The following is a 23,015-nucleotide window of genomic DNA, read 5'->3' on the forward strand; positions in this document are numbered from 1 at the left end:
AATTCGCGCTTTCGCTGCAAGGCAAAAGCCAGCGCAGATGAAACGGGGGTATAGCTCAGCTGGGAGAGCGCTTGCATGGCATGCAAGAGGTCAGCGGTTCGATCCCGCTTACCTCCACCAAAAAATCGGTTTTTGACCCTATCGTCTAGAGGCCTAGGACATCACCCTTTCACGGTGAGTACCGGGGTTCGAATCCCCGTAGGGTCGCCAAGTTTTGCGGCGCTTGGCTTTCGCAAGAAAGCAAAAAGTCGCACCGGCGCGGAGTGGTAGTTCAGTCGGTTAGAATACCGGCCTGTCACGCCGGGGGTCGCGGGTTCGAGTCCCGTCCACTCCGCCAAAGGATTCAAAAAGCCGCCTGATTATTCAGGCGGCTTTTTTTTTGCCCATTTTCTTTTCCGGATTGGCGGCGCATTCATATTCAAAATGGCCCGCCGCCCGTGCCGCCCTGGTATTCAAAGCCACGGCTCGTCCGTGAGCGTGAAAGCGCAGATGGGGATGCTCCTGGGCGCCGCAAATCCTTGATGAGGCGCAAAACTGCGCCTTGCAGCCCATTCTGAACCGCCGCCCCCAGGGCCAGACTTGAAAAAAGGGCTTCAATGCAGCCTGCTCACAGTTCGCATGAGCCGCCAGGAGCGCAGCACTTGCACCAGAAACAGGAGCAAAAACAAAGGCGCTGAGATGCCGTTCTGCGCAGGTTCATCTAGGACCTATTGCTATGAATACAGGAGCTGAATCATTCTCTCGGTTCTCTGTTTGCTCCTGGCCGTTATGGGCGGGTCATGAAACGGCTCCATGCACAATTCGCGGGTTTCTTCAGCCGCTGTGATGAAGGCTTTCCTGCCGCTGCATCTTTCGCCATGCCAAGCGGCGCGCGGCCTGCAAAGCAGTTTTTCAAACCAGGAGAATCATGATGAAAATCTCTCGAATCATGGCTGCCGCTTTGGCGGCGTGGGCTTTTTGCTCATCCGCGCATGCCGCCGGTGAATGCGACAAATACACCACCTCGTATGACCGGACTTATTGCCTTGCGAAGCTCTTTATTGAATCAGACAAGGAACTCAACGAGGTTTACAAGGCGCTGGGCAAACAAATCAATGCCGACGTCCGCGAGGACTTGAAAATCATCCAGCGCGAATGGATGAAATACCGCGACAGCGTTTGCCAGCCTGAATCCGGCACCATCAATGTGGATTGCAATTACCGCGTCAATCGCGAGCGCACCGAATATCTGCGCGACCGCCTGCGCGAATGCAAGGCCGGCACCTGCCGCCCCGACATGATTGCGCAGCAAAGCTGGTAATGCCGCGCCCTGTCATGTGGAAGTGGAAGCGGCGCCTGGCCCTGGCCGCCGCTGCCTGCTGGCTGGCGTGGCCTGCCGCCGCGCTGCCCGCCAGCCAGCGGCAGCCCCTGCTGGTGCTGGACGCCGGGCATAGCCCCGCCGCTCCCGGCGCGCTGGGCGTGCGCGGCGTTCATGAACTGGCCTACAACGACCGCCTTGTGGCCCAGCTGGCTGCCGCGCTGCAAAAAGACGGCTGGCGCGTGCGCCTGACGCGCCAAAGCGGCCAGGAAATGGCGCTGGGGCAGCGCCCCGCCCTGGCCAACCGGCTCAAGGCCGACGTGTTTTTGTCCATTCACCACGATTCGGCGCAATTGCAGTTTCTGGAAAAGAAGCAGACGGAAAATGGCGAGGTTTATGAGGCCACGCGCCCCATTCGCGGTTATTCGCTGTTTGTTTCGGGCCAGAACCCGCAATTTCGCAATTCCTATTGCCTGGCCGAAAGCCTGGGCGAAGAAATACTGGCCCTGGGCCGTCCGCCCACGCTGCACCACGCCGAGGCGGTGGAAGGTGAAAACCGCCCGCTGCTCCACCAGCGCCTGGGCATTTACCAATATGACGGGCTGGCCGTTTTGCGCAAAACTGCCATGCCCGCCGTTTTGCTGGAAGCGGGCGTGCTGGTGGACCGCACGGACGAAGCCTATGTTTCCAACCCGCACAACCAGCAGGCTCTTGTCGAGGCTGTCACGCGCGCCTTGCGCCCCTGGCGCGAACGCCTGGCCCGCAGCCTGGCCGGCCAACGCCTGACGCCTTGCGAAGCTGCCGCCACCCTGCCTGAGCCGGAAATCAAGCCGGAAGCAAAACCGGAAAAGCCGGGGAAAAAGCCATGAAAGTCATCTTCGCTGGCACGCCCGAATTTGCCCGCGTGGCGCTGGAGCGCCTGTGCGCGGCCCGCTTTGAAGTGCCGCTGGTGCTCACCCAGCCTGACCGGCCCGCCGGCCGGGGCATGAAAGAGCAGGCTTCGCCCGTCAAGCAATGGGCGCTGGCGCACGGCCTGGCCGCCAGCCAGGTGCTTCAGCCGCGCAGCCTGCGGCTGGATGGGCGCTTTGCCGACGAGGCGCAAGCGGCCCGCGCGGCGATGGAGGCGGTGCAAGCCGATGTGATGGTGGTGGCCGCCTACGGCCTCATCCTGCCGGCCTGGGCGCTGCAAATGCCGCGCCTGGGCTGCCTGAACATTCACGCCAGCCTGCTGCCGCGCTGGCGGGGCGCAGCGCCCATACACCGCGCCATCGAGGCGGGCGACGCGCAAACGGGCGTGACCATCATGCAAATGGACGAGGGCCTGGACACGGGCGGCATGCTGCTGACCGAGCGCCTGCCCATCGCCGCGCAAGACACCACGGCCACGCTGCACGACAAACTGGCCGCGCTGGGCGGGCGGCTCATCGTCGAGGCGCTGGAAATCGCCGCTTGCGGCGGCTTGCGCGCCACGCCGCAGCCCGAAGAAGGCGTGAGTTACGCGCGCAAGGTGGAAAAAGCCGAAAGCGCCATCGACTGGGCGCTGCCGGCGCGGCAGATTGACTGCCGCATTCGCGCGTTCAACCCCTTTCCTTGCGTCAGCGCCCGCTTGGGCGCGGAAACGCTCAAGCTCTGGCGCAGCGCCTTAAGCCCGTTGCCCGTGCCCGCTGGCAGCCGGCCGGGGCAGGTGCTGGCCATTGACGGGCAGGGCATACACATCGCTTGCGGGGCTGACGCTGAAACAGGCGCGGGAGCCAGCGCGGTGTGCGTGAGCGAGCTGCAACGCGCTGGCGGCAAGCGCCTGCCTGCCAGCGATTTCGTGCGCGGCCTGCCCGCCTTGCAAGCCGGAGCGCTGCTTGACTGATGCCGGCGCGCGCGCGGCATGCGGGCAGCGGCGGCGCGCTTTTTTTCAGCTGCTGCATAACCCTTTCTTTCGCGCCGGTGCGCAAGACATGGCGGGCGTGGCCCTGGGCACATCCGTCTGGTCGTTCATGACGGGGGTGGCCATGGTCAAGTCCGGCATGTCGGTGGCTGAAAGCGTGCTGATGGCGCTACTTGTCTATGCGGGCAGCGCGCAGCTGGCGGCGCTGCCCCTGATTGCCGCTGCCGCGCCGCTGTGGGTCATTTGGCTGACGGCGCTGTGCGTGAACTTGCGCTTTGTCGTCTTCAGCCTGCATTTGCGCGCCTACCTCATTCACCTGCCGCTGCTGCGCCGCCTGCTGCTGGGCTACACCACGGGCGACTTGAGCTATGTGCTGCTGGTGCGGCGCTTTCCCGCGCTGGGCCGCACGCCGCGCCAGCGCCGCGCGCGGCTGGCTTATCTGTGGGGCGGCAACGCGCTGGGCTGGTGCAGCTGGCAGGCGGCGGGCCTGGCGGGCATCTTCGCCGGTCATGCCATGCCGCCGGGCTGGGGGCTGGAGTTTGCGGGCACGCTGGCCTTGCTGGGCGTGACGCTGTCGCTGGCGGGGCGGCGCTTGCGCGGCATAGCCGCCCTGGTGGCGGGCGCGGCGGCCGTGGCCGCCCATGCCATGCCGTATCGCCTGGGCATCGTCGCGGCCATTGCCGCTGCCGTGTCGGCCGGGCTGGCGCTGGAGGGCCTGGCCCGCCCGCGAGGGCAGTGCCCATGAGTGCGGGCGCAACCGACGGCTGGACGCTGCTGGCGCTGGCGGGGCTGACGGCCCTGACGGTCATCACGCGCTGCCTGTTTTTCATCTCCGCACGGCCGCTGCCCATGCCCCGCTGGCTGGAGCGCGGCCTGCAATACGCCCCCATTGCCGCGCTGGCTGCCGTGGTGGCCCCGGATGTGCTGGCGCTGCAAATGCAGGACTTTTTCCAGTGGCGCGACGCCCGCCTGTGGGCCGCGCTGGCGGCTGCGCTGTTTTACAGGCAGTTCCAGGGCCGCCCCTGGACGCTGCCGGGCGTGATCGGCGCGGGCATGGCCGTGTATTTGCCCTTGCGCCTGGGGCTGGGCTGGGCGTAATGGTTACGGCAAGCCCTGGCAGCGGCCAACCATCAAATTCTTTTCGCTTTCCGGCATGTCCATGGAGAAGAAATTCGCTGAGAACAATCTCTGGCGAGCGAATAACCACCTGGGATTGCCGCGCTCTGCCTGTAGCGGTCCGCCTTCTCCTTCTTTTACGGCCAGGCCATGAAGGGGCGTGACCGTCACCTCATGAAACAATTGAGCCATGTCAGTCACACCGCCATTGCTGCCTTCACCGCCTTTCGCGCCGCCGCCTTTGCCAGCGGCGGCGCAGCGCCCCGCCATTGAGGCCCATGCCGTCCGCTTCACGGGGCTGGGCAGTGAATATTTCAGGGTGTGGATCGTCAATGTGCTGCTGATGCTGGCCACGCTGGGGCTGTACACGCCCTTTGCGCGCTACCGCAGCATCAAATACTTTTACGGGCACACGCAGGTGGCGGGCAGCCCGCTGGAGTTTTCGGTGCGCAGGCCGTGGCGCATGTTTCTGGGCTTTGTGGTCATGCTCTCGTTCTACGGCCTGTTCGAGGCGGCCAATCACTTCGGCTTCCAGAAGCTGGCAATCGGGCTATGGGCAGCCTTTCTGGCGGTGCTGCCATTTCTGTGGGGCAGCGCCATGCGTTTTCGCTTTGGCTGCACGCGCTGGCGCGGGGTGCGCATGTCGTTTCGCGCCACCTGGGGCGAGGTGTACAAGGCCAGCTGGCCGCTGGCGCTGGCGGGCGCGCTGATGATGGGCGTGGGCTTCGCCGCCGCAGTGCTGGAAGACGAAAAAGAAACGGCCGCCAGCGCGGCATCCTCTGCCGCATCTCATTCCGCTGCCAGCGGCAGCGGCCCGCAGGCTGCGACGCCGGACGGGCTGCCGCCAGAAGGCGATGAAGCTGAAGCGCGCGCGCCTGAATCCGGCGAACCTGGCGCAGACGAGAGCGAAACCGGAGAAAGCGAAGCCGGAGAAAGCGAAGCCGGAGAAAGCGAATCTGGCGAGCTTGACGAATCCGGCGATGAACCCGCCGGCGATGCCCGCGAGCCGGAGCTGCCGGAACACATGATGCTGGCGCTGGGCGGCATGCTGCTGGCCGTGCTGGGCGGCTGGCTGGCGTTCATGCGGCTGGAATACAACTACTGCGTGCTGCGCGTGCGGCGCGCCTTTCTGGGCCAGCAGCCAGGGCGGCTGCGGCTGGCCTTCAGCGAGTGGGTGGTGATGTACGTGCAGATAGGCATCATCGGCGCCATCGGCATGGTGGCCGCCTGGGTGCTGATGATGCTTGCCTTTGTGGGCATCATGGGAGCGGCGGCGGGCGGGGGCCGCCCCGGCAACATTGGCATGTTGGTGATGGCGGCGCTGGTCATCCTCACGCTCGTGGTGGCCGTCACGGTGCCCGCGCGCGCCTTCCGCGTGGCGCGCCGGTTCCAGCTGGTGTGGAACGGCGCCGGGCTGGGCGGCATGGCCCGCTCCAAAACCAGCCTCAAGGCCGGCGCCTACGTGTGGCTGTGCGTCAGGAACATGCTGCTGACGCTGCTCACCCTGGGCTTTTACCGCCCCTATGCCGTGGTCAGCGAATACGCGGCGCGCGCCAATTCCGTCACGCTGTACGTGCGCGGCGGGCTGGACCAGGTGAGCGGTGAAATGGTGCGCCAGCAAGGCGCTTTCGGCGACGCCGTGGCCGATGTGCTGGGGCTGGATTTGATCTGAGCGCCCCGCGATGACCCCCCTGAACGTTCACTGGTTCGATGGCCGCAGCACCCGCGCGCGGCCCGCGCAGGCGCTGCTTCAGGCCAGTCCGCAAGGCCCCGTGCTGTGGCTGCGCCCCGAAGGCGGCGCGCCCTTTGCCGTGCCCCGCAAAGACGTGCAGTGGCCCGAACGCTGGAGCGCGCGCCGCACGCCCGAAACCCTCTCCATCGACTTGGGGCCGCACGGCAGCCTGCAAGTGCACGATCCCGCCGCCTGGCAGGCCGCCTTGGCCGCTGCTGGCGGGCGGCCCACGCTGGCCGAGAAAATGCAAACGCGCTGGCCCGCGCTGCTGGGCATGCTGCTGCTCGTGGGCGCGGGGCTGTGGACCTTCTACCACCACGGCACGCCCTGGGCCGCCCGCCATCTGGCGCGCGCCGTGCCGCTGGCCTGGGAGCGGCAAGTCACCCGGCAAGTGCTTGATCAGCTGGACGGCGGCTACCTCAAGCCCAGCAAAATTCCGCCCGCGCGCCAGGCTGAACTGCAAGCGCAATTCGCCCGCCTGGCCGCCGCCGTGCAGCAAGACGCCGCCCTGCACCACTACAGCGGCTACGCGCCCCCGCTGGAGCTGCGCTTTCGCTCCGGCATGCCGCCCAACGCCTTCGCCATGCCCGGCGGCGCCATCGTCATGACCGACGCGATGGTGGAGCTGGCCGGCAGCACCCCCGGCGCGGGCGACGAAGCGCTCATGGGCGTGCTCGCCCATGAAATCGGCCACGTGCAGCACCGCCACGGCACCCGCTCCGTGCTGGAGCAAAGCGTTATCGGCCTGGGCCTGGGCTTCGCGCTAGGCGACTTGCCCACCGTCACCGCTTCCGCCACCACGCTGCTGGCCGCCACCTCCTACAGCCGCAGCCACGAACGCGAAGCCGACTGCTACGCCCAGCACCTGCTGCACGCGCTGCACATGCCCGCCGCCCCGCTGGGCACGCTGCTGCTGGCCGCTGAAAAATGGAACGACAAGCCGCCAGCGCCCTCCCCATCCCGCAAGGCGGGCCAGGCCCCCCAACCTGAAAACCAGCCTGAACGGCGCAAACCAGCCGACTCTCCGGCCCCCGGCGGCGACAACTGGTTCAGCACCCACCCCGACACGCATGACCGCGCCCGCCGCCTGCAAAACGGCACGGCCTGTGACATGGACTGACCACGCGGCCCGCCCTCTCGCCCATTTCGTGCCTGTCTCCCGCGCCTGTTTACCCGTCTGTTTCATCGCCCGCCTTCTCTCGCGCCAGTCCGGGCGGCGGGGCCTACACTGCCCGCTCCCCATCATTCACAGGAGGGCCAGGCCATGAAATCACGCGCCGCCGTTGCCTTTGAACCCGGCAAACCCTTGCAGATTGTTGAAATCGACGTGGCCCCGCCCCGCGCGGGCGAAGTGCTGCTGCGCATCACCCACACCGGCGTGTGCCATACCGACGCCTTCACCTTGAGCGGCGATGACCCCGAAGGCGTCTTTCCCGCCGTGCTGGGGCACGAAGGCGCGGGCGTCGTCGTGCAAGCGGGCGAGGGCGTTACCAGCGTGCAGCCGGGCGATCACGTCATCCCCCTTTACACCGCCGAGTGCCGCCAGTGCCTGTTTTGCAAGAGCGGCAAAACCAACCTGTGCACTGCCGTGCGCGCCACGCAAGGCAAGGGCCTGATGCCCGACGGCAGCACGCGCTTTTCATACCAGGGCCAGCCCGTGTATCACTACATGGGCTGCTCCACTTTCAGCGAATACACGGTGGTGGCCGAAGTCTCGCTGGCCAAGATCAACCCCGCCGCCAATCCGGAGCAAGTCTGCCTGCTGGGTTGCGGCGTAACCACCGGCCTGGGCGCCGTGAAAAACACCGCCAAAGTGCAGCCGGGCGACAGCGTGGCCGTGTTCGGGCTGGGCGGCATCGGCCTGGCCGTCATCCAGGGCGCAAAGCTCGCCAAGGCGGGCCGCATCATCGCCATCGACACCAACCCCGCCAAATTCGAGCTGGCCCGCACCTTCGGCGCGACCGATTGCGTCAATCCCAAAGACCACGCGCAGCCCATCCAGCAAGTCATCATCGAAATGACCGGCTGGGGCGTGGACCACAGCTTTGAATGCATTGGCAACGTTCAAGTCATGCGCGCCGCGCTGGAATGCGCGCACCGGGGCTGGGGCCAGAGCGTCATCATCGGCGTGGCAGGCGCGGGGCAGGAAATTGCCACCCGCCCCTTCCAGCTCGTCACCGGCCGCCGCTGGCTGGGCAGCGCCTTTGGCGGCGTCAAGGGCCGCAGCGAGTTGCCCGGCATGGTCGAGCAGGCCATGAAAGGCGAAATCAAACTGGCCCCGTTCGTGACGCACACCCTGCCGCTGGAAAATATCAACGAGGCATTTGAATTGATGCACGCGGGCCAATCCATTCGCAGCGTGGTGCATTATTGATTCCGCCATTTGCGCGATTCATGTTATTTGCGTTATTTGAATCTGGATGAATGAATTCATGACGCACGGTTTTTGAAAACAAGCCAAATCAGGAAAACCATCATGCAACGCCTTGAACAGCACGCCAGTTTTGGCGGCCGCCAGGAAGTCTGGCAGCACGACGCCGCCAGCACGGGCACGCCCATGAAATTCGGCATTTACCTGCCGCCAGCGGCATTGGCGGGAGAAAAATGCCCGGTTTTGTATTGGCTTTCGGGGCTGACCTGCACCGAGCAGAACTTCATCACCAAGGCCGGGGCGCAGCAGTGGGCGGCGCAGCACGGGCTGATCGTGGTGGCGCCCGATACCAGCCCGCGCGGCGCTGGCGTGCCGGATGACGCGGCCTATGACCTGGGCCAGGGCGCGGGCTTTTACGTCAACGCCACGCAAGCGCCCTGGGCCGCGCATTTCCGCATGGAAGATTACGTGGCGCAGGAGCTGCCCGCGCTGGTGGAGCGGCACTTTGCCGCGCTGCCCGTGCGCGGCATCAGCGGCCACAGCATGGGCGGGCACGGGGCCATCACGCTGGCGCTGCGGCATCCGGGGCGCTATCGCAGCGTGAGCGCCTTTGCGCCCATTTGCGCCGCCGCGCAAGCGCCGTGGGGGCGCAAGGCGTTTGCCGCCTATCTGGGCGACAACCCCGCCGCCTGGCAGGCGCACGATGCCACGGCCCTCATCGCCCAGCCTTTGCGCGAGCGCCTGCCGCTGCTGGTCGATCAGGGCGAGGCGGATGAATTTCTGCCCCAGCTGCGGCCCGATTTGCTGCAAGCCGCCTGCGAGCGGGCGGGCCACCCGCTCACGCTGCGCATGCACGCGGGCCATGACCACAGCTACTACTTCATGGCCAGCTTCATGGCCGATCACATGGCGCACCACGCGGCGGCGCTGCGCGCGCCCTAGCCTTTCAGCCTGATCCGGCGGCCAGCTCAAGGAACATCAAAAACAGGAGCTAATCTGAAGGGGGCAAAAAGACGCCTTGCGCAGGTTTCACTAGGACATCTTGCTCTTGATAAAAGAGCGAATGAAGGGGATGAACGGCGCAAGACAGCGCCGCGCCGCCATCTTGCGCATGCGCCGCTCACGCCTGACCAAGCTGCGCGCGGCCCCAGTCCAGCCATTGCAGCAGCACGCGCACATCTTCCGGCTCCACAGTGGCGCCGCACCAGATGCGCAAGCCCACGGGGGCGTCTTTGTAGGAGCCGATGTCGTAGGCCACGCCTTCGTCTTGCAGCAGTTTGGCCAGCTGTTTGACTTGCTCGTCTGGCAGCGCCAGCTTCAGGCACACGCTGGTGCATGAGCGCGTGGCCGCATCGCGCGCCAGAAAGCTGATCCAGTCGCGCTGCGCCACAAAGGCCTCGATGTGCGCCAGGCTCTGGCGGCTGCGGGCCGCCAGGGCGGGCACGCCGCCCATCGCTTCGGCCCAGGCCAAGGTGTCCAGCCAGTCGGCCACGCAGAGCATGGAAGGGGTGTTGATGGTTTCGCCCCGGAAGATGCCTTCGTTCAGCTGGTTGCCGCCCGTTTGCTTGTCGGGCGTGGTCATGCGGAAGATTTTGGGCATGGGCCAGGGCGGCGTGTAGCTTTGCAGCCGGGCCACGGCGCGCGGCGACAGCACGATGACGCCGTGCGCGCCTTCGCCGCCCAGCGCCTTTTGCCACGAGAAGGTGGCCACGTCCAGCTTGTGCCAGGGCAGCTCCATCGCAAAGGCGGCGCTGGTCGCATCGCAAATGGTCAGGCCCTGGCGATCGTCGGCAATCCAGTCGCCATCGGGCACGCACACGCCGCTGGTGGTGCCGTTCCAGGCGAAGACCACGTCGCGGTCGCAATCGACTTGCGCCAGGTCAGGCAGCTCGCCGTAAGGGGCCTGGAACACGCGCACGTCGGGCAGCTTCAGCTGCTGCGTCACGTCTTTCACCCAGGTCAGGCCAAAGGTTTCCCAGCCGAGCGCGTCCACGCCGCGCGGCCCCAGCAGGCTCCACAGCGCCATTTCCATCGCGCCGGTGTCCGAGGCGGGCACGATGCCCAGGCGCCAGTCGGCTGGCAGCCCCAGCAGGCGGTGCGTTTCGCTGCATGCCCTAGCCAGCGCCTGCTTGCCGATGGCCGAGCGGTGCGAACGGCCCAGCGTTTGCGTCTCCAGCGCCGCAAGACTGTAGCCGGGGCGCTTGGCGCAAGGGCCGGAAGAAAAATGGGGGCAGCGGGGCTTGGCGGCGGGGCGTGGCAGGGTCATGACAGCATCGCAGGAAGTGAAGAAAAGGGCATTCTAGGTTTGCGCGGCCTGGCTTTGCCTGCTGTCTACATTGAAAACAGGAGCGAATAAAGATGGGGTGAAATGCCATTCTGCGCAGTTTTGACTAGGACCTATTGCTATGAATAGAGGAGCTAAGTTTATGCCTGTGCATTACCGGGCCAGGCGAGCTCTTTCTGTGCCTCGCAGGCCTGACTGGCGGCAGACAGATGCCAAACGAGAGCTTGCGTCTGTCTGGCTGAGCTAATGGCGTTGGCTTGTTGGTAGAGGCAAAAGCTGGGAAGCCCTTGTGACGTCAGTATTTGCAGCTCTGCCTTCAATCGTAAAAGCCCGCGTGTGCGGGCTTTTTTGCGTGAGCAGAGGGCCGCTTTTACGGCTTGGCCGATTCGGCTGGTTTTTCAGCCTTGGCCGCCTTCTCGGCTTTCTTCCCCTTCCGGCCTTCGGCTGCAGGCTTTTCCGCAGCGGCCGGGGGGGCCGCCTTGGCTTGCGGGTAAGCGCCGCCGCCTACGGTCAGCCCGGCGTCAGAGAGCTTAGCTGCGTTTTTGTCGCCAACGCCCTTGACGCGGGTTTTGAAATCTTCCCAGTCCTTGAACGGGGCTTTTTCGCGCTCGCTCATGATGCGGGCGGACATGGCCGGGCCGATACCCTTGATCGCATCCAGCTCGGCGGCAGTGGCTGTATTGACGTCTGCGGCAAACAAGGTGGAGCAGCAGAGCATGGCGCCCAGGAGCAGCAGTTTTTTGAACACGGTGCGTTCCTTTCAAGAAAAAGAGGGAGAAAAAAGTGCGTGCTTTTGCGCACGCGCGGGCAGTGTAGGCGAGCCGCCGTGCCCGCCCGGCGTGGCGGATGAATTGCCGCGCCAGCGCCTGCTTTGCGCCGTTTCATGTTTGAGGATCGGCGCTTTCGCCCTCAGCCAGGCTGGGCTCCACCATCGGTTGCAGCGGCAGGGGCGTGCCCGCCAAGCGTTCTTGCCGGTTGCGAAAAAGCGCTGCGCGAGCCAGCAGCACCGTGGCGATGGGCACCGTGATGGACAGCAAGATGATGATGATCCACACATGCAGCACCAGGCCGTGCCCCTGCGCTGAAAAGTAGGTGATGGAAGCCAGGGTGACGCACCAGGCTGCGCCCGTATAGATGAGCGCGGGCGGATGCATGCGCTGGAAAAAGCTTTGCAGGCGCACCAGGCCAATGGCGGCAGCCAGCGTGAAAACGGCGCTGGCCAGCAGCAGCAGCGACACCAGGATTTCGGCCCACAAAGGCACGGGCAGGGCAGCGGCGCTCATTCGATGACCTCGCCGCGCAGCAAGAACTTGGCCATGGCGGCCGTGCCGACGAAGCCGAATAGGGCAATCAGCAGCGCCGCTTCAAAGTACATCTGGCTGGCGTAGCGGATGCCCGCAACCAGCACGATGAGCATGCCGATGGCGTAAATGGTGTCCAGCGCCAGCACGCGGTCTTGCGCGCGCGGGCCGCGCAGCAGCCGCCACAGGCACAGCAGCATGGCCAGGCCATAGGCGAACAAGGTGGCGAGGATGGAGCCGTGAAGCAGGGGATTCATGATTCAAAAATCTCGATCAGCGGCTGCTCGTAGCGTTGTTTGTAGTGGGCGATGAAGGCGGCTTTGTCCTCCAGGTCCCACACGTGCAGCAGCAAGGCGCTGCCATCGCGCGCCATCTCGCACCACACTGTGCCGGGCACGACGGTGGTGACCATGGCCAGCGCCGCCAGTGCGGAAGGGTCGCGCAACTGCAAGGGGATGATGACAAAGCCATCCTGCGCGGGCGCGCGGGCCGAGACGCGCAGCACGCCGCGCAGCACTTGCAGGTTGGACAGCAGCACGTCCCAGCCCACGGTGAGGATGTAGAGGGCCAGCACAAGGGGCCTTCGAATGCGCGGGCGGTGCGGGCGCAGCGAGGCGAAGAACCAGGGCATGGCCCAGCCCGCCAGCGCGCCCAGCAGCACCTGCCCCAGGGTGTAGGAGCGCACCAGCAGCAGCCACATGACCAGCAGGGCCAGCGACAGCAGCGGGGCGGGCAGCAGCTTGCGCATCATGGCTGCGCCTCCTCTGCGGGCGCGGGGGCGTTTTCAGGCAGCGCCTGGCCGCCCAGTTCTTCGCTGGCGCCGTCCGTCTCGCCGGGCGAAGGCACGGGGCGCGTACCGATCACGGTGTTGATGTAGTTGCGCGGCTCGTGCAGCCCTTGCGCGGCCCAGTGCGCGAACTGCATGACGGGCTGCGCCTGCCACACCATGACCACTGTCACCAGCAGCAGCGCGGCAATGGGCAGCGTCTCGATCACCCGCAGGCGCGGCGCCGGCCTGCCTTGCGGCGCCCAGAACAGGCGGATGCCCGCGCGGGAAAGCGCAATGGTGGATAGCAGCCCGCCCGCAATCAGCAGCGCCATGAAGGTCCAGGCGGCCACTGGCACGCCCGCCGCTTCAGCCATGCCCGGCAAGGCGACAGCTGCGTCAATAGGCAGGCTTGCGGACAGACCTGCGGCTTCATCAACCGGCAAGCTGGCAGCCTCTGGCATGGCCGCGCCCATGCCCGCTGGCTGAAGCAGCGCCGTGAGCATGGCGAACTTGCCAATGAAGCCCGACAGCGGCGGCAGCCCCGCAATCAGCAGGGCGCAGAGCGCGAACGACAGGCCCAGAAACGCCATGGCGAAGGGAATGGCGCGGCCAATCAGCGCCTGCTCGTCATCGTCCAGATTCACGTCGGGCAGCGAAGCGGGGCTGGCCTGGTAGTCGGCAAAAGCCTCGTCTTCTTCGAAAACCGTGTCGCTGATCAGGGCAATTTGCTCTTCGCTCTCGCTGGCGCGCTTGACCAGCTCAATCAGCAAAAACAGCGCCGCAATCGCCAGCGTGGAACTGAAGGCGTAATACAGCGCCGCGCCCGTCACGGCAGGCTGGCCAAAGCCAATGGCCGCCAGCAGCGTGCCTGATGACAAGATGGCGGCAAACGCCGTCATGCGCGCCAGCTGCTGCGTGGCCAAAACGCCAATGGCCCCGAAGGCAACCGTCGCCAGCCCCATCCAGATGAGCAAATCGCCGCCAAACAGGGCCGATACGCCCGCGCTGGCCGGAAACAGCAGCGTCCACACGCGCAGCACGGCATACACGCCCAGCTTGGTCATGATGGCAAAGAGCGCAGCCACCGGCGCGGCGGCGCTGGAGTAGGCCGCTGGCAGCCAGAAATTGAGCGGCCAGGCGGCCGCCTTGACCAAAAAGGCAATGGCCATGATGGCCGCGCCCGCGTGCAGCAGGCCCCGGTCGTCTTCGGCGATGGCGGGCACCATCATGGCCATGTCAGCCAGGTTCAGCGTGCCCGTCACGCCATAGAGCATGGCAATGCCGATGAGAAACAGCGTGGAAGCCATCAGATTGACGGCGATGTAGTGCAACCCCGCGCGCACCCGCGCCGGGCTGGAGCCATGCAGCAGCAGGCCGTAGGAGGCCGTGAGCATGATCTCGAAGAAAACGAACAGGTTGAACAAGTCGCCCGTGAGAAAAGCCCCCGACAGGCCCATCACCTGCAACTGGAACAGCGGGTGGAAATACACCCCCGCCTTGTGCCAGCGCGCCGACGAATAAAGCACCGCCGCCAGCGCCAGCAGCGAAGTCAGCGCCAGCATCATGGCCGAGAGCCGGTCCAGCACCAGCACGATGCCGTAAGGCACGGGCCAGTTGGAAGGCATGTAAATGCCCACTGCCGCTGCGCCGCCCTCGGTCAGCGTCCAGCGCAGCAGCGCCAGCGACACGCACAGCCCCAGCAGGCACGAAGCTACGTTCACCACGGCCTTCAGCGGCCTGCGCTGCGGCCCGAGCAGCAGCATGAGCGCCGCCGTGCCCAGCGGCAGCAGCACGGGCATCACGATCAGATGCGGCATCAAGCGGGCAATCAGCACATCCATCAGCCGTCCCTCTCCTGCCCGTCCACGTGGTCGTTTCCGGTCAGGCCGCGCAGGGCCATCATCACCACCAGAAACAGCGCCGACGTGGCAAAGCCGATGACGATGGCCGTGAGCACCAGCGATTGCGGCAGCGGGTCGGTGTAGTTCTCCAGCGTGGGCGCGACGCCCGCCTGCACGATCGGCTCGCGCGCCAGCAGCAGGCTGCCCATGGCAAAAATGAACAGATTGACGGCATACGACAGCAGCGACAGCCCCATGAGCACCTGAAACGTGCGCGGCCGCAGCACCAGCCACACGCCGGAGCCGCCCAGCACGCCGATGACGATGGCCAGAATGACTTCCATCAGTCTTGCTTTCCTTCGCCTTGCGGCGCGGCGGCATGTGCAGCGGCCTTTTTGAGCGCCGTGCGGTGCGCGCGCAGCGACTGGTGCGCCAGCGCCGTGAGAATGAGCAGCGTGGCGCCCACCACCACGGTGAACACGCCCGCGTCAAAGAACGTGGCGCTGGGCACATGCACTTCGCCCACCAGCGGCAGCGTCACGTGCATGGCATGCGTGGTCAGAAACGGGTAGCCGAACCACAGCGACCCCAGCCCCGTGCCCAGCGCCAGCAGCCAGCCCACGCCTATCCAGCGAATCACCTGAAGCTGAAACCGCGCTTCCACCCACTGCGTGCCCGCCACCATGTATTGCGCCAGCAGGGCGATGGACAGCACCAGCCCCGCCACGAAGCCGCCGCCCGGCTCGTTATGCCCGCGCATGAAGATGTAAGCAGCCACCACGCCCGCAATCGGCAACAGCAGCCGCACCAGCGTGGCAGGCACCTGCATGTAGCCCAGGGCCGAGTCCTTGGCCGTGCGCGGATTGATGAGATCGGTATTCAGGTCTGCCGGAATCACGCGCTGCTGCTCTGGCGCCTGCACGCTCTCGCGCGGGGGACGAAAGCGCCTGAGCAGCGCATACACCGTCAGCGCCACGATGCCCAGCACCGTGATTTCGCCAATCGTGTCGAAAGCGCGAAAGTCCACCAGCATCACATTCACCACGTTGGCCCCGCCGCCTTCGGGCAGCGCGCGGTCAATGAAAAAGGGCGAAATGCTCTGCGGCGCAGGCCGCGTCATCATGGCGTAAGCCAGCAGCGCCATGCCGCCGCCCGTCACCACCGAAAGCACCAGATCGCGTGCGCGCCGCACCCGCACCCGCAGCCCCAGGCGCGCCGGCTCCGTATCCAGCCGCTTGGGCAGCCAGCGCAAGCCCAGCAGAAAAAGAATGGTGGTCACCACTTCCACCGCAATCTGCGTGAGCGCCAGATCGGGCGCAGAAAACCACATGAAGGTCAGGCACACCATCAGCCCCACGCCGCCCACCAGGATGAGCGCCGCCAGGCGATGGAACTTGGCCTGCGCCGCAGCCGTCAGCGCGCACAGGCCGCCTGCCGTCCACAGCAGCGCGAAAAGCACGCTGCCCGGCACGCGCTCGCGGTCGCCCCAGTTGATGCCATTGCCGCCCAGCGACGCCGCCGCCACCGCCACGGCCGCGAACACCAGCAAAAACATCTGCGGCTGCAAGCGCTGGCTGCTGGCCAGGCGCAGCGCCCGGCGCACGGCGCCATCCAGCCACACCAGCGCGCCCTGAAACAGGCGCTGCCCATCCAGACCGCCAATGAAAGGCGGCTTCTTGAAGCGCCCCGCCTCCATCGCGCGGCCCAGCCAAAGATAGAGCGCAAAGCCGCCCGCCAGCGCCACCAGGCTCATCACCAGGGGCTTGTTCAAGCCGTGCCACACCGCCAGGCTGTAATGCGGCGTTGGCCCGTTCAGCACCGCTTGCGCCGCCATTTCCAGCACCGGCCCGACCGACCAGTTGGGCGCCATGCCCACCACCAGGCAGGCCACCACCAGCAGCTCCACCGGCAGGCGCATCCAGCGCACGGGTTCATGCGGCTTGCGCGGCAAATCGGTTGCCAGCGGGCCAAAGAAGATGTCCACCGTAAAGCGCAACGAATACACCACCGCGAACATGCCCGCCACCGTGGCGGCAATGGGCAGCGCGTCTTCCACCCACGGCTGGGGACTCATGAAGTCCACCGTTTCGGCAAAAAACATTTCTTTGGAGAGAAAGCCGTTCATCAGCGGCACGCCCGCCATGGCTGCGCTGGCCACGCAAGCGAGCGTGCCCGTCACCGGCATGGCCTTGAACAGGCCGTCCAGCCGCCGGATATCGCGCGTGCCCGTCTCGTGATCGATGATGCCCGCCGCCATGAAAAGCGAAGCCTTGAACGTCGCATGATTCATCACGTGAAACACCGCCGCCACCGTCGCCAGCTCGCGGTTCATGCCCAGCAGCAGCGTGATCAGCCCCAGATGGCTGATCGTCGAATACGCCAGCAGCCCCTTCAAATCGTTCTGAAACATGGCCGCGTACGCCCCCAGCACCAGCGTGCAAGCGCCCGCGCCCGCCACAATCCAGAACCACTCCTGCGTGCCCGACAGCGCCGGCCACAGCCGCGCCATCAGAAACACACCCGCCTTCACCATCGTGGCCGAATGCAGATAGCTGGAAACCGGCGTGGGCGCGGCCATCGCGCGCGGGAGCCAGAAGTGAAAAGGAAACTGCGCGCTCTTGGTCAGCGCCCCCAGCAGCACCAGCGCCAGCATGGGCGCATACAGCGCGTGCGAACGAATCTGCGGCCCGGCGGCCAGCACGGCATCCAGGTCATAACTGCCCGCAATGCGGCCCAGCACCAGCACCCCCGCCAACAGGCACAGGCCGCCCGCGCCCGTCACCGTCAGCGCCATGCGCGCGCCGCGCCGTGCGTCTTTGCGGTGATGCCAGTAGCCGATGAGCAAAAAAGAAAACAGGCTCGTCAGCTCCCAGAAAAACACCAGCTGAATCAGATTGCCCGACAGCACCACGCCCATCATCGCGCCCATGAAGGCGAGAAAAAAGGAGAAAAAGCGCGGCACCGGATCGTCCTTGCTCATGTAGTAGCGCGCGTACACCGCCACCAGAAAGCCGATGCCCGTCACCATCAGCGCAAACAGCCAGGCAAAGCCGTCCACCCGCACCACAAACGCCAGCCCCGCCTGCGGCAGCCATGCCGCTTGCTCGCGCAGCACCTGCCCGCCCTGCACCTGCGGATACAGCAGCAGCACCCCGCCCAGCCCGCCAGCGGCCACCAGCGCCGCCCAGCTTGCCGCCGCATTGCGGGCCTTGGTTGGCATCATGGCAGCCACAAGACTGCCGACGAAGGGGAGCAGGATGAACCAGTAAAGAGGCATGGAGAAGGCGCGGGCAAGCGTGCGAGTCTAAGGGACAGACGCCGCCGCCACGCAGGCGGCGCCCCCCTTCCGGAGCTTGCTGGCGATCATGTTTCTGCCACGTTCCAGTGCGCCCATGAGAGTCGGAAGAAAACACCCGTGCGCGTTTCACGGTTTTGCAATGCGAGTGCCGGCCTGGCTTGCTCCTGTGGTCATCAGAGCGCGCGGGGCTGCTCCCTTGATTTGCTCCTTTAAAAATAGCATGATGTCCTAGTGGATAAAGCGCGGAACGGCATTTATGCCCCTTTGTTTTTGCTCCTGTTTTTACATGGGTGCGGTCAAGGAGCGGGCCGGATCGCTGGCTCTCAGTGGCCGCAGCCGGCGCTGCCGGACAGGGCGCCTTGGGCCTGCTGATCGGCGTGGTAGCTGCTGCGCACGAGGGCGCCGACGGCGGCGTGGGTGAAGCCCATTTCGTAAGCCTTGGCTTCAAACATCTTGAAGGTGTCGGGGGTGACGTAGCGCTGCACGGGCAGGTGGGCGCTGGTGGGGGCCAGGTATTGGCCGATGGTGAGCATTTCGATGTGGTGCGCGCGCATGTCGCGCATGACGGCCAGGATTTCTTCGTCGGTTTCGCCCAGGCCAACCATGAGGCCGCTTTTGGTGGGGATGCCGGGGTGCTGGGCCTTGAATTTCTTGAGCAGGTTGAGGCTGAATTCGTAGTTGCTGCCGGGGCGGGTTTGCTTGTAGAGGCGCGGCACGGTTTCGAGGTTGTGGTTCATCACGTCGGGCGGGGCGCTCTTGAGGATTTCGAGGGCGCGGTCGTCGCGGCCACGGAAGTCGGGCGTGAGGATTTCGATGCGGGTGCCGGGCGAGGCCTGGCGCACGGCGCGGATGCAGTCCACGTAGTGCTGGCTGCCGCCGTCGCGCAAGTCGTCACGGTCCACGCTGGTGATGACGACGTATTTGAGGCGCATTTGGCCGATGGCGCGGGCCAGGTTGATCGGCTCCTGGGCGTCCAGCGGGTCGGGGCGGCCGTGGCCGACATCGCAGAAAGGGCAGCGGCGCGTGCATTTGTCGCCCATGATCATGAAGGTGGCGGTGCCGCGCCCGAAGCATTCGCCCACGTTGGGGCAGCTGGCTTCTTCGCAGACGGTGACGAGCTTGTTCTGGCGCAGGATGTCCTTGATTTCGTAGTAGCGCGTGCTGGGGCTGCCGGCCTTGACGCGAATCCAGTCAGGCTTGGGCAGGGCCGGGCCGGTGTGCTGCACCTTGATGGGGATGCGGGCGAGCTTGGCGGCGGCTTTTTGCTTGGCGCTGGGGTTGTAGGCGTGGGGAGCGGGCGCTTCGCGGATGACTTCGGTCATGACGTGTTTTTTCTTGCAAAGAGGCGGGTTTCAGGGGGCCAGCAGGCGTGTGAGGTGCGCGGCCAGGGCGCTGGCGGCTTCGTCCCAGGAGGCGCGCACGCCGATGCTGGAAAGGTCAATGGCGGGCAGGCCCGCGTGGCCGCAAGGGTTGATGCGCTCAAAGGGTTCCAGCGCCATGTCCACGTTCAGCGCCACGCCATGGTAGGCGTGCTGGCGGCTGACTTTGATGCCCAGCGCGCTGATTTTGGCCAGGCCCGTGAAGTCGGGCTGCGGCGCGGGCGTGCCGGGCAGGCGGCGCATGGGGCGCTGGGGCAAGGGGGCGTGGCTGTAGGGGTCTTGCAGGCGGATGTAGATGCCCGGCGCGCCCGCCACGCGGTGGCCAGGCAGGCCCCATTCGCCCAGGGTGCGGATGACGGCTTCTTCCAGCCGGTGCACGTATTCCTTGACGAAGTAGGGGCGCTCGCCCAGATTGATGAGCGGGTAGGCGACCACCTGGCCGGGGCCGTGGTAGGTGGCCTGCCCGCCACGGTCGGTCTGCACCACATCAATGCCGCCTGCGGCCAGCACGTGTTCGGGGCGGCCGGCCATGCCCAGGGTGAAGACGGGCGGGTGTTCGCACAGCCAAAGCTCTTCGCCTTTCACGCCGAAGGGCCGGGCGGCGAAGGCTTGCATGGCGCGCCAGGTGGGCACGTAATCGGCGCGCCCGAGGTGGATGACTTTCATGGTTTTTTCAGCGCCCGGCGGCTACAGCGCCCATTTCACTTTGGGATGGCTGGTGATGGCGCGGTAGATGCCGTCCAGCTGCTCGCGGCTGGTGGCCAGCACGGTGACGGTCACGCTCAAGTAGTTGCCGCCGGAGCTTTCGCGCAGCTCCACGGTGGCGGCGTCAAACGTGGGGTCAAAACGACGGGCGATTTCGGTGATGGCATGCACGAAGCCGTCTTCATTCTTTCCCATGACCTTGATGGGAAAGCGCATGGGAAATTGCATGGGGTCAGGCTGCGGCGCAGGCTGGGCGGGATCGGTCGTGTCGGGTTTTTCGGGCGTGTTCATGGGCGAAAGGCTGCTCAAGGAATGACAAAAAACAGGAGTTGCCGCCGGACCGGTGCATTTCAAGGAAAGGCGGGGCGGCTTAATCCAGCAGCCCCTGCGACTTGAAGAACGCGCGCCAGATTTGCGCCTTTTGCAGCAGCGGCATGGGATAGGCGCGCGAGGTGGATGGCAGGCGGTACAGCTGCAAGCTGCGGCCCGCGTAGCCGTAAGGAATGCTGTGGCCGGGTTTGGGCAGCTGGGGCGCAGGGGCTTTGGGTGACTGGGCCGCCAGCAGGCCCAGCAGCACTTCGGCGGCCTTGCCGCCGGTGGCAAACAGGGTGCGGCAGTGCGGCACCTGGGGCAGCACGGCGGCCAGGTTCACCGGCTCGATCACGGTCAGGAAGGCGTCGGACGCATTGCCCTGCTCGCGCCGCGCGCGGCGCACGGCGGGGCACAGGGCAATGCCGCGCTCCATGAGAAAGGCGCGGATGCGCACGGCATCAAAACGCTTTTTGCCCGCCACCTGAAAGTGCGCCACGTCGCCAAAGAAGGCCAGCCCGTAGATGCGCCACATGTCGTTTTGGTAGTTGGGATAGTGAAAGTCCATGCAGCGCTTTTCGGGCGCGGGCGGAAAGCTGCCCATCATCATCACCGTGGCCTTCGGCGGCAGCACGGCGGCGAAGGGGTGCGTTTCGATGGGCTGCTGGGCAGGCGGCGGCGCGGAGGATGGCGCTGCGGAAGATGGCGTTTTCGGCTCAGGCATCCAGCACTTCAAAAGAGGTGGTGATTTCCGCCGTCTTGCCCAGCATGATGGCTGCCGAGCAGTATTTGCTGTGGCTCAGGTGGATGGCCCGCTCCACGGCCTGCGCGGGCAGCTCGCGCCCTGTCACGCGAAAGTGCATGTGAATGCGGGTGAAAACCTTGGGGTCGGTTTCGGCGCGGTCGGCGCTCAGCCGCACCGTGCAGCCGCGCACGTCATGGCGGCCCCGGCGCAGGATGAGCACCACGTCATACGCCGTGCAGCCGCCCGCGCCTGCCAGCATGGCCTCCAGCGGGCGCGGCGCCAGGTTCTGCCCGCCCTGCTCGGGTCTGCCAGCGTCGGGCGCGCCGTCCATGGCGAGAACGTGGCCGCTGCCGGTTTCGGCGATGAAGCTCATGCCCGAGCGCGACCCGGCGGGGGCGCTCCAGCTGACGGTGCATTCCATGATGGGTTTCTCCTGTGGTGAAGGGTTTGGGAAGCTGTTCAGAGTCTGAGGAAAACGCGCAAAACCAAACGCGAAAGCGCCAATTTTTGGCCCGAAAGCAACATGCCTGGGCGCTTCGCCGCAACAAAACGACCGTCTGTCAGGTTGGATGGCGGGTTGGCGTGCAGAAAAACGGGGATGGGTCTACACTCCGCGCCCACGCAGACAGCCTGGCTGAAACGGTCAGACCGCTTTGCACTCCTTGTCTCCTCCACCCCTCCTAAGGTGGATTCAAGCCCCAGGCCCTTCGGCCCGGGGCTTTTTTTTGCACCGAAAACCCGCTTGCGCGCTGTCAAAGAGGCTGAATAGGTTCAGAAAAAGGAGCGAATTTAGAGGGTCTAAAAGAGGCTTCTGCACTCTTTCTACTAGGACCTCATGCTACGAATACAGTAGCTAAATGGGAGCCAGAAATCCAAGTTGAATGCCCGGGCCTGGGAGGCGGTTTCCAGCCAGACTTTGAACAGGTTCTCACAACCCCAGCATCAGCCGCAAGTTCTGCACGGCCGCGCCGCTGGCGCCTTTGCCCAGGTTGTCCAGCCGGGCCACGCACACAGCCTGATGGTGGGCGGCGTTGCCGAACACGCGGATTTCCAGCGAGTCGGAACCCGCCAGCGCCAGGGCGTCCAGCTTGCCGTTTTCAGGCGAGGCCTGCACCGTGACCCATTCACTGCCCGCGTAATGGGCGGCGTAGATTTGCAGCAGCCTTTCAGGCGAAGGCTGGCCGGGCAGCAAATCCAGATGCAGGGGCAGCTCCACCAGCATGCCTTGCGCGAAGCTGGCGACGGCGGGCATGAAAACCGGGCGGCGCGTGAGCGCGCCGTAGCGCATGATTTCAGGCAGATGCTTGTGCGACAGGCCCAGCGCATACAGCTCGTAGGCGGGAGCCTGCCCCGCCTCGTAAGCCTCGATCATGGCGCGGCCGCCGCCCGTGTAGCCGCTGACGGCGGGCAAGGTGACGGGGTAATCGGGCGGCAGCGCGCCCGCATCAACCAGCGGGCGCAGCAAGGCGATGGCGCCGCTGGCGTAGCAGCCGGGGTTGGCCACGCGCTCGGCTTGGCAAATGGCCTCGCGCTGGCCGGGCGCCAGCTCGGCAAAGCCAAACACCCAGCCAGGCGCCACGCGGTGGGCTGTTGAGGCATCAATCACGCGCGGGCGGGGCGCGGGCAGCTCGTCAATCAGCGCGACGGATTCGCGCGCGGCGTCGTCATGCAGGCAAAGAATGACCAGATCAACGCCTGCCATGAGCGCGCGCTTGGCCGCAAGGTCTTTGCGCAAGGCCGGATCAATGCTGACCAGCTCCACGCCAGCCATATCTTGCAGGCGCTGGCGGATTTGCAGGCCGGTGGTGCCTGCTTCGCCGTCGATGAATACTTTTTTCGTCATTTGCGTTCAATCAGGGAAAACCGCTTTGCGCCACTCGCAGACGGGTTGAGGGCGGTTTTTGGGGCGGCCGGGGTGTTGCCGCATGATACATTTGCCCTGCGAAGATTCTTTCGTTCATGCAGGCCCTCCGGTCTGCTTCTCTTTTC

General features: G+C 65.7%; 24 protein-coding genes and 3 tRNA genes. 12 read left to right on the forward strand and 15 right to left on the reverse strand.

The window, feature by feature from the left end; all coding sequences use genetic code 11:
* Window positions 1-44: 44 nt before the first annotated feature.
* The 8 genes from ADJ79_RS06385 to ADJ79_RS06420 all read left to right on the forward strand — a co-directional run bounded on the left by ADJ79_RS06385 (window position 45) and on the right by ADJ79_RS06420 (window position 4,274).
* Window positions 45-120 (forward strand) — tRNA-Ala (locus tag ADJ79_RS06385).
* 14 nt (window positions 121-134) lie between these two features.
* A tRNA-Glu gene (locus ADJ79_RS06390) sits at window positions 135-210 on the forward strand.
* Between the two features lie 50 nt (window positions 211-260).
* Window positions 261-337 (forward strand) — tRNA-Asp (locus ADJ79_RS06395).
* 573 nt (window positions 338-910) lie between these two features.
* A complete protein-coding gene (locus ADJ79_RS06400; RefSeq protein ID WP_253273792.1) occupies window positions 911-1,300 on the forward strand; it encodes a lysozyme inhibitor LprI family protein in 390 nt (129 codons plus the stop codon).
* Window positions 1,300-2,166 carry an N-acetylmuramoyl-L-alanine amidase gene (locus tag ADJ79_RS06405; protein ID WP_050715262.1) on the forward strand — a complete coding sequence of 289 codons (867 nt, stop codon included), beginning with the start codon at window positions 1,300-1,302 and terminating at the stop codon, window positions 2,164-2,166. The genes ADJ79_RS06400 and ADJ79_RS06405 overlap by 1 nt, the downstream gene beginning before the upstream one ends.
* Window positions 2,163-3,158, forward strand: a complete 996-nt coding sequence (fmt, locus tag ADJ79_RS06410) for a methionyl-tRNA formyltransferase (protein ID WP_050715263.1) — start codon at window positions 2,163-2,165, stop codon at window positions 3,156-3,158. The genes ADJ79_RS06405 and fmt overlap by 4 nt, the downstream gene beginning before the upstream one ends.
* Window positions 3,151-3,921: an AzlC family ABC transporter permease gene (locus ADJ79_RS06415; RefSeq protein WP_253273793.1), complete on the forward strand. Its 771-nt coding sequence runs from the start codon at window positions 3,151-3,153 to the stop codon at window positions 3,919-3,921. Before fmt ends, ADJ79_RS06415 begins: the two co-directional genes overlap by 8 nt.
* Window positions 3,918-4,274, forward strand: a complete 357-nt coding sequence (locus ADJ79_RS06420) for an AzlD domain-containing protein (protein WP_050715264.1) — start codon at window positions 3,918-3,920, stop codon at window positions 4,272-4,274. The genes ADJ79_RS06415 and ADJ79_RS06420 overlap by 4 nt, the downstream gene beginning before the upstream one ends.
* A gap of 3 nt (window positions 4,275-4,277) precedes the next feature.
* Here ADJ79_RS06420 and ADJ79_RS14150 read toward each other — a convergent pair whose 3' ends face one another.
* Entirely contained in the window at window positions 4,278-4,493 is a 216-nt protein-coding gene (locus ADJ79_RS14150) for a hypothetical protein (RefSeq protein WP_156304059.1), read from the reverse strand.
* Here ADJ79_RS14150 and ADJ79_RS14970 point away from each other — a divergent pair.
* The 4 genes from ADJ79_RS14970 (at window position 4,483) to fghA (ending at window position 9,337) form a co-directional block, all read left to right on the forward strand.
* Window positions 4,483-5,964, forward strand: coding sequence for a YjgN family protein (locus ADJ79_RS14970; protein ID WP_082203163.1), 1,482 nt, complete (start codon window positions 4,483-4,485; stop codon window positions 5,962-5,964). The two genes, ADJ79_RS14150 and ADJ79_RS14970, sit on opposite strands and share 11 nt — an antisense overlap.
* Window positions 5,965-5,974: 10 nt before the next feature.
* Entirely contained in the window at window positions 5,975-7,144 is a 1,170-nt protein-coding gene (locus ADJ79_RS06430) for a M48 family metallopeptidase (protein ID WP_050715266.1), read from the forward strand.
* A 144-nt stretch (window positions 7,145-7,288) separates the two neighbouring features.
* Window positions 7,289-8,398: an S-(hydroxymethyl)glutathione dehydrogenase/class III alcohol dehydrogenase gene (locus ADJ79_RS06435; protein ID WP_050715267.1), complete on the forward strand. Its 1,110-nt coding sequence runs from the start codon at window positions 7,289-7,291 to the stop codon at window positions 8,396-8,398.
* 102 nt (window positions 8,399-8,500) lie between these two features.
* Entirely contained in the window at window positions 8,501-9,337 is an 837-nt protein-coding gene (gene fghA / locus ADJ79_RS06440; protein WP_050716467.1) for an S-formylglutathione hydrolase, read from the forward strand.
* Between the two features lie 178 nt (window positions 9,338-9,515).
* Here fghA and ADJ79_RS06445 read toward each other — a convergent pair whose 3' ends face one another.
* The 14 genes from ADJ79_RS06445 to argC all read right to left on the reverse strand — a co-directional run bounded on the left by ADJ79_RS06445 (window position 9,516) and on the right by argC (window position 22,869).
* Window positions 9,516-10,661 carry a phosphoserine transaminase gene (locus ADJ79_RS06445; RefSeq protein ID WP_050715268.1) on the reverse strand — a complete coding sequence of 382 codons (1,146 nt, stop codon included), beginning with the start codon at window positions 10,659-10,661 and terminating at the stop codon, window positions 9,516-9,518.
* A 388-nt stretch (window positions 10,662-11,049) separates the two neighbouring features.
* Window positions 11,050-11,427, reverse strand: a complete 378-nt coding sequence (locus ADJ79_RS06450) for a DUF655 domain-containing protein (RefSeq protein WP_050715269.1) — start codon at window positions 11,425-11,427, stop codon at window positions 11,050-11,052.
* Window positions 11,428-11,560: 133 nt separating this feature from the next.
* Window positions 11,561-11,962, reverse strand: coding sequence for a Na+/H+ antiporter subunit G (locus ADJ79_RS06455; RefSeq protein WP_050715270.1), 402 nt, complete (start codon window positions 11,960-11,962; stop codon window positions 11,561-11,563).
* Window positions 11,959-12,237, reverse strand: coding sequence for a K+/H+ antiporter subunit F (locus ADJ79_RS06460; RefSeq protein ID WP_050715271.1), 279 nt, complete (start codon window positions 12,235-12,237; stop codon window positions 11,959-11,961). Before ADJ79_RS06460 ends, ADJ79_RS06455 begins: the two co-directional genes overlap by 4 nt.
* Window positions 12,234-12,731, reverse strand: a complete 498-nt coding sequence (locus tag ADJ79_RS06465) for a Na+/H+ antiporter subunit E (protein WP_216597106.1) — start codon at window positions 12,729-12,731, stop codon at window positions 12,234-12,236. Before ADJ79_RS06465 ends, ADJ79_RS06460 begins: the two co-directional genes overlap by 4 nt.
* On the reverse strand, window positions 12,728-14,590 hold the full coding sequence (locus ADJ79_RS06470; RefSeq protein WP_050715273.1) for a monovalent cation/H+ antiporter subunit D: 1,863 nt from the start codon (window positions 14,588-14,590) through the stop codon (window positions 12,728-12,730). Before ADJ79_RS06470 ends, ADJ79_RS06465 begins: the two co-directional genes overlap by 4 nt.
* The gene (locus ADJ79_RS06475; protein ID WP_050715274.1) at window positions 14,590-14,934 is read right to left on the reverse strand and encodes a Na+/H+ antiporter subunit C; all 345 of its coding nucleotides are present in this window, start codon (window positions 14,932-14,934) and stop codon (window positions 14,590-14,592) included. The genes ADJ79_RS06470 and ADJ79_RS06475 overlap by 1 nt, the downstream gene beginning before the upstream one ends.
* Entirely contained in the window at window positions 14,934-17,867 is a 2,934-nt protein-coding gene (locus ADJ79_RS06480; protein WP_050715275.1) for a monovalent cation/H+ antiporter subunit A, read from the reverse strand. Before ADJ79_RS06480 ends, ADJ79_RS06475 begins: the two co-directional genes overlap by 1 nt.
* Before the next feature lie 344 nt (window positions 17,868-18,211).
* A complete protein-coding gene (lipA, locus tag ADJ79_RS06485) occupies window positions 18,212-19,210 on the reverse strand; it encodes a lipoyl synthase (protein ID WP_050715276.1) in 999 nt (332 codons plus the stop codon).
* 30 nt (window positions 19,211-19,240) lie between these two features.
* Complete coding sequence (gene lipB, locus ADJ79_RS06490) at window positions 19,241-19,933, reverse strand: lipoyl(octanoyl) transferase LipB (protein ID WP_050715277.1); 693 nt, start codon at window positions 19,931-19,933, stop codon at window positions 19,241-19,243.
* Between the two features lie 21 nt (window positions 19,934-19,954).
* Window positions 19,955-20,263: a YbeD family protein gene (locus tag ADJ79_RS15200; protein ID WP_050715278.1), complete on the reverse strand. Its 309-nt coding sequence runs from the start codon at window positions 20,261-20,263 to the stop codon at window positions 19,955-19,957.
* A gap of 79 nt (window positions 20,264-20,342) precedes the next feature.
* Window positions 20,343-21,005: a DNA glycosylase gene (locus ADJ79_RS06500; protein WP_050715279.1), complete on the reverse strand. Its 663-nt coding sequence runs from the start codon at window positions 21,003-21,005 to the stop codon at window positions 20,343-20,345.
* On the reverse strand, window positions 20,998-21,447 hold the full coding sequence (locus ADJ79_RS06505) for an OsmC family protein (protein ID WP_050715280.1): 450 nt from the start codon (window positions 21,445-21,447) through the stop codon (window positions 20,998-21,000). The genes ADJ79_RS06500 and ADJ79_RS06505 overlap by 8 nt, the downstream gene beginning before the upstream one ends.
* Before the next feature lie 507 nt (window positions 21,448-21,954).
* Window positions 21,955-22,869, reverse strand: a complete 915-nt coding sequence (gene argC / locus ADJ79_RS06510; protein ID WP_050715281.1) for an N-acetyl-gamma-glutamyl-phosphate reductase — start codon at window positions 22,867-22,869, stop codon at window positions 21,955-21,957.
* Window positions 22,870-23,015: the final 146 nt, after the last annotated feature.

This window comes from Ottowia sp. oral taxon 894 (genome assembly GCF_001262075.1).
Lineage (GTDB): Bacteria > Pseudomonadota > Gammaproteobacteria > Burkholderiales > Burkholderiaceae_C > Ottowia > Ottowia massiliensis.

Coding starts and splice junctions, on each gene's coding strand:
- ADJ79_RS06400 (WP_253273792.1), top strand. CDS start 911: ATGAAAATCTCTCGAATCATGGCTGCCGCTTTGGCGGCGTGGGCTTTT.
- ADJ79_RS06405 (WP_050715262.1), top strand. CDS start 1,300: ATGCCGCGCCCTGTCATGTGGAAGTGGAAGCGGCGCCTGGCCCTGGCC.
- fmt (WP_050715263.1), top strand. CDS start 2,163: ATGAAAGTCATCTTCGCTGGCACGCCCGAATTTGCCCGCGTGGCGCTG.
- ADJ79_RS06420 (WP_050715264.1), top strand. CDS start 3,918: ATGAGTGCGGGCGCAACCGACGGCTGGACGCTGCTGGCGCTGGCGGGG.
- ADJ79_RS14970 (WP_082203163.1), top strand. CDS start 4,483: ATGTCAGTCACACCGCCATTGCTGCCTTCACCGCCTTTCGCGCCGCCG.
- ADJ79_RS06430 (WP_050715266.1), top strand. CDS start 5,975: ATGACCCCCCTGAACGTTCACTGGTTCGATGGCCGCAGCACCCGCGCG.
- ADJ79_RS06435 (WP_050715267.1), top strand. CDS start 7,289: ATGAAATCACGCGCCGCCGTTGCCTTTGAACCCGGCAAACCCTTGCAG.
- fghA (WP_050716467.1), top strand. CDS start 8,501: ATGCAACGCCTTGAACAGCACGCCAGTTTTGGCGGCCGCCAGGAAGTC.
- ADJ79_RS06445 (WP_050715268.1), bottom strand. CDS start 10,661: ATGACCCTGCCACGCCCCGCCGCCAAGCCCCGCTGCCCCCATTTTTCT.
- ADJ79_RS06455 (WP_050715270.1), bottom strand. CDS start 11,962: ATGAGCGCCGCTGCCCTGCCCGTGCCTTTGTGGGCCGAAATCCTGGTG.
- ADJ79_RS06460 (WP_050715271.1), bottom strand. CDS start 12,237: ATGAATCCCCTGCTTCACGGCTCCATCCTCGCCACCTTGTTCGCCTAT.
- ADJ79_RS06465 (WP_216597106.1), bottom strand. CDS start 12,731: ATGATGCGCAAGCTGCTGCCCGCCCCGCTGCTGTCGCTGGCCCTGCTG.
- ADJ79_RS06470 (WP_050715273.1), bottom strand. CDS start 14,590: ATGGATGTGCTGATTGCCCGCTTGATGCCGCATCTGATCGTGATGCCC.
- ADJ79_RS06475 (WP_050715274.1), bottom strand. CDS start 14,934: ATGGAAGTCATTCTGGCCATCGTCATCGGCGTGCTGGGCGGCTCCGGC.
- ADJ79_RS06480 (WP_050715275.1), bottom strand. CDS start 17,867: ATGCCTCTTTACTGGTTCATCCTGCTCCCCTTCGTCGGCAGTCTTGTG.
- lipA (WP_050715276.1), bottom strand. CDS start 19,210: ATGACCGAAGTCATCCGCGAAGCGCCCGCTCCCCACGCCTACAACCCC.
- lipB (WP_050715277.1), bottom strand. CDS start 19,933: ATGAAAGTCATCCACCTCGGGCGCGCCGATTACGTGCCCACCTGGCGC.
- ADJ79_RS15200 (WP_050715278.1), bottom strand. CDS start 20,263: ATGAACACGCCCGAAAAACCCGACACGACCGATCCCGCCCAGCCTGCG.
- ADJ79_RS06500 (WP_050715279.1), bottom strand. CDS start 21,005: ATGCCTGAGCCGAAAACGCCATCTTCCGCAGCGCCATCCTCCGCGCCG.
- ADJ79_RS06505 (WP_050715280.1), bottom strand. CDS start 21,447: ATGGAATGCACCGTCAGCTGGAGCGCCCCCGCCGGGTCGCGCTCGGGC.
- argC (WP_050715281.1), bottom strand. CDS start 22,869: ATGACGAAAAAAGTATTCATCGACGGCGAAGCAGGCACCACCGGCCTG.